This window comes from Bradyrhizobium sp. Tv2a-2 (assembly GCF_000472425.1).
GTDB lineage: Bacteria > Pseudomonadota > Alphaproteobacteria > Rhizobiales > Xanthobacteraceae > Bradyrhizobium.
The window spans coordinates 1-3,216 of record NZ_AXAI01000074.1 but is presented as its reverse complement, the minus strand read 5'-3'; the positions used below and the strand labels follow the sequence as shown (position 1 = coordinate 3,216).

Here is a 3,216-nt window from a genome sequence, read left to right as displayed (position 1 = left end):
CCATTCGGTCCCCCGCGAATCACTGTGTGTTTGGTGACATCAGCGTTCACGGCACGGGCCGAATGGACAACCTCCTGAAAGTTCACATCTAGATCACCGCTCAGCCGCCTTTGGCAGCTCGGTGATGCAAGTGGCGGCGTCGCGCAGCTTGCGTCCATCTAGGGAGAATGATCGCCCGCACTTCAGAACGTCGTCGTGCCTTGTCTGTTGGTCGACGACGTGCCGACGCTTCTCTCGGACACTGCCCAGCAGCCGCGATAGGGGGGCGTCACACATACCTTCCGGCTTCTGTTCGGATTGACAGATGAAGTTGATTAAACCTCCGCTTCGCGAACAGAGAAGACCCAGCAGTTATTGCTTGAATCTTGGTCTGATCGTCCCGGTTGAAGCGACCGAACACGTCCGGATCAGAGATGATTGTTGACATACCTTGCTTTATTGCATTTCCGCCGTGACCAAAACGGCGAGAGTAGTCTTCAAGAATGGCCAGCAATTCTGAATACGTTTCAAGAACTATCGCCCGTTTAAGGGGGGCGAGATCGGCAGACTTGCCCTTCACGAACATATCGTCCGTCATGCGGAAAACAAAATCGTCTAAAGTATTGCGGGCAATCACAGCCGCTTGCCCTTCAGACTTTGAGCCCCCGCCATAGAGATTCTGCTTGATCAGCGCCGTCAGCTCGTGACGCATGTCGACGAGACGGGAGACGGGGACTCCCTCGAACTCCGACGGCATGGTCTTTGCGCCGAGTCCTCTCGCGGAACTAACGGGTCTTGCATTCGAAGCGCCGACGCTGCGCCGGTCATCACGCGCGTCAGCAGGGCGAGTAGGATGATCTTGATCGCTGGTTGCGTCAGGCGAGGCCTTCGGCTTTCTCCCTCTCATCACGCTAATCTTCCATGTGATATTGAATTGATCGTTGATCTGCTCGTGCAATTCAAAGGCGGCGTGCATGTTTGTGTGGGCGATCAAATCGCCGTAGGTGCCGCCGTCGAGCCGCGTTGTGAACACCCTCCACAACATAGCAATACTCTGGATGTTGGACCCATGGTCGTCCGGCGACATGCCATCATCGAGAATGGTGGCGATAATGCCGTCGGCGCACCTTCCCAACTCCAGGTCTGGCATCATCTTATCTCGGATTGACGGGAACATCTGCAAGACACCATCCCGCTGAGTAGGTGTCCCGTGCCAGTTAAGCACCAGTTTGTTGCCCACTGTGGCCGTGACGTTGCCGGTGTTAGTGACACCCGCCATAAATGTCTCGCGCAACGTCTTTACTTTGCTTTTGAATCCGAGCATCAGACCCATTCCCATCCTCAGCGTTAGGACCACGGCGGGACCACGTCCCCAATCACCTCAGTGATTGTTTGGTTTAATGCGTGCCCCGTTTACAATCATTATGCCCAGCGCATCTGCGGCCCGCGCTCGGCTTGGCACGAAGTTCTGAATTAGACTGTTTCCTTCCAAGCCGAAAAACACCCGAATGCCATGAAGGCCGGGATGCTCCAAAGAGGCAAATCAAAGAGCCAATCTATAATCTTTTGCGCCCCCACCCACTGCGTCACGGGCACGTGCCAGCCCAAAAATTCGATGCCGTGGGAAATCGGAAGCGGCCACCAATTTCCCGACTGTAGCCAGATCAATGCCTGATAGGCAGGAAAGCACAGGGCAAAAATTATGAAGGCAACGCCCATCCAAAATGCGCCCTTGTCCTCTTTGCGACGTGGGACATTAGCGAGGTGCTTAAGAACCTCGTCGTCCTCAAATTTGGTCATGAAAAGGTTGCCCCCGAATCCTTCGGAGATATTGCAACCGTCGCGACATACCTAGCAAGCCCGCCAAGGTTTGGCCTTCGCTCGTGCAGGGGCTCTTTCCGGACTTCGCCGGGGTGTGCGAGCAGCGATCTTGGTCGTGCTGAAATTTTTCCACAGCTATTAATGGCTTCAGCGGATCGCGACACAACGACGGACACAAACCCGCTTAAGTCTTGATTTTATTGAGATTTCTCCGCCATAACCTTCCCTGCGCAGGGGGAAGTGATGATCGCAAGCAAAGAGCAGCGGCGGTAGTTTTGTGCGGCCGACAAGAACGAGGAGAGGCCCGCCGGTGACCTCGGTCCGTTTCGACGGTGGACACTCTCTCCGTCAGTGAACTGATGAAGATGCTTCCATCGTTTGAACGCTTCGTTGCCGCTTGAGACAGTCGAGGTAGCAAGGTCAAACGATGGCGAGCGCGAAGCGCGCTCCGAAGTTTAGACACCTGCTACGCCAAGACAATGTCGAAACCGACACTACGTCGCTGTCTGTGCTTTTTTGGCAAGGCGCTCATTGAAGGAGCGAAGATCGATCACAATTCGTTGGTGGCTCCCGCTACCGATCTCGTCTATGCCATCGCTTGCGGACACTTTGAAGTCGACTCGCTTCCCCTCGACCCTGACTACCTCGGCGGTCGCGCGCACATCGCGGCCTACTGGCGTGGCGGCCAGGTGTCTTACATCCACTGCAGTGCCGACCGCGCTTTCACCCGCGTCCAAGAACGGTCTGATGGCGTTGAGCGCGGCGTTTTCTATGACCAGGATCATCACGGGCGTCGCAAGCACTTGCGGCAAGATGGCGTCCTTGAATCGGTTGGCAAGGTGTTCGGGTTGCACCCGCAACGTCGACGTTCCTCTGGTTCCTGGTGGAATTTCGCGCACCTACTAGCCCTCAGTCTCTGATCGGGAACATAGACCGCTTCATCCCCAACCGCAGCACAAAAGTGGACATTTGGCTAGATCAGAGATGAAGGTCGCTTCTCCTGCCGTCTCTAAAGACGGCAACATTGTTTGTCGTTTTCGGTAGGATCGGCAAGGTAGCACGGTCAAACGGTGGCGGGCACTAGGGTGTACCAAAGCTCAGCGCTTTCGCCTTGGTACTTTCTCTTCGGCATAGGCGGATAAACGCTCGCACTCCAGACGCGCTCCACCGTTTGAGGGTTTCACCTTGAAATCTCGTTCGCGGCAGCCATGGCGTTACTACGCTGCTCATGGTGGACTGTCGCCTGCGAAGGCGGCATCCCTTGCGACAATAAGGGAGGGTACTCATCATAAAGGCAAAGACACCCCTCGCATATATGTCCGCTTCTCTAATCGGCCGTTTGAGGTCAAGCGCTCTCAGACTATCCGCCACTGCAATGTCGATGTCGCTCACGGGCTCGTGCTTCTCTTCGGAATC

The 3,216-nt window shown here is 55.5% G+C and carries 3 protein-coding genes; all 3 read right to left on the bottom strand.

What is annotated here, in order from left to right:
- Positions 1-268 precede the first annotated feature (268 nt).
- Positions 269-1,312: a hypothetical protein gene (locus A3AI_RS0141760; protein ID WP_036051748.1), complete on the bottom strand. Its 1,044-nt coding sequence runs from the start codon at positions 1,310-1,312 to the stop codon at positions 269-271.
- Between the two features lie 140 nt (positions 1,313-1,452).
- A complete protein-coding gene (locus tag A3AI_RS0141755; RefSeq protein WP_024521115.1) occupies positions 1,453-1,779 on the bottom strand; it encodes a hypothetical protein in 327 nt (108 codons plus the stop codon).
- A gap of 515 nt (positions 1,780-2,294) precedes the next feature.
- Positions 2,295-2,654, bottom strand: a complete 360-nt coding sequence (locus tag A3AI_RS0141750; RefSeq protein WP_245287092.1) for a thioesterase family protein — start codon at positions 2,652-2,654, stop codon at positions 2,295-2,297.
- Between the last annotated feature and the right edge of the window lie 562 nt (positions 2,655-3,216).

What these genes read in the sequence shown, in the direction of transcription:
- A3AI_RS0141760 (WP_036051748.1), bottom strand. Translation starts at nt 1,312, where the DNA reads ATGGGTCTGATGCTCGGATTCAAAAGCAAAGTAAAGACGTTGCGCGAG.
- A3AI_RS0141755 (WP_024521115.1), bottom strand. Translation starts at nt 1,779, where the DNA reads ATGACCAAATTTGAGGACGACGAGGTTCTTAAGCACCTCGCTAATGTC.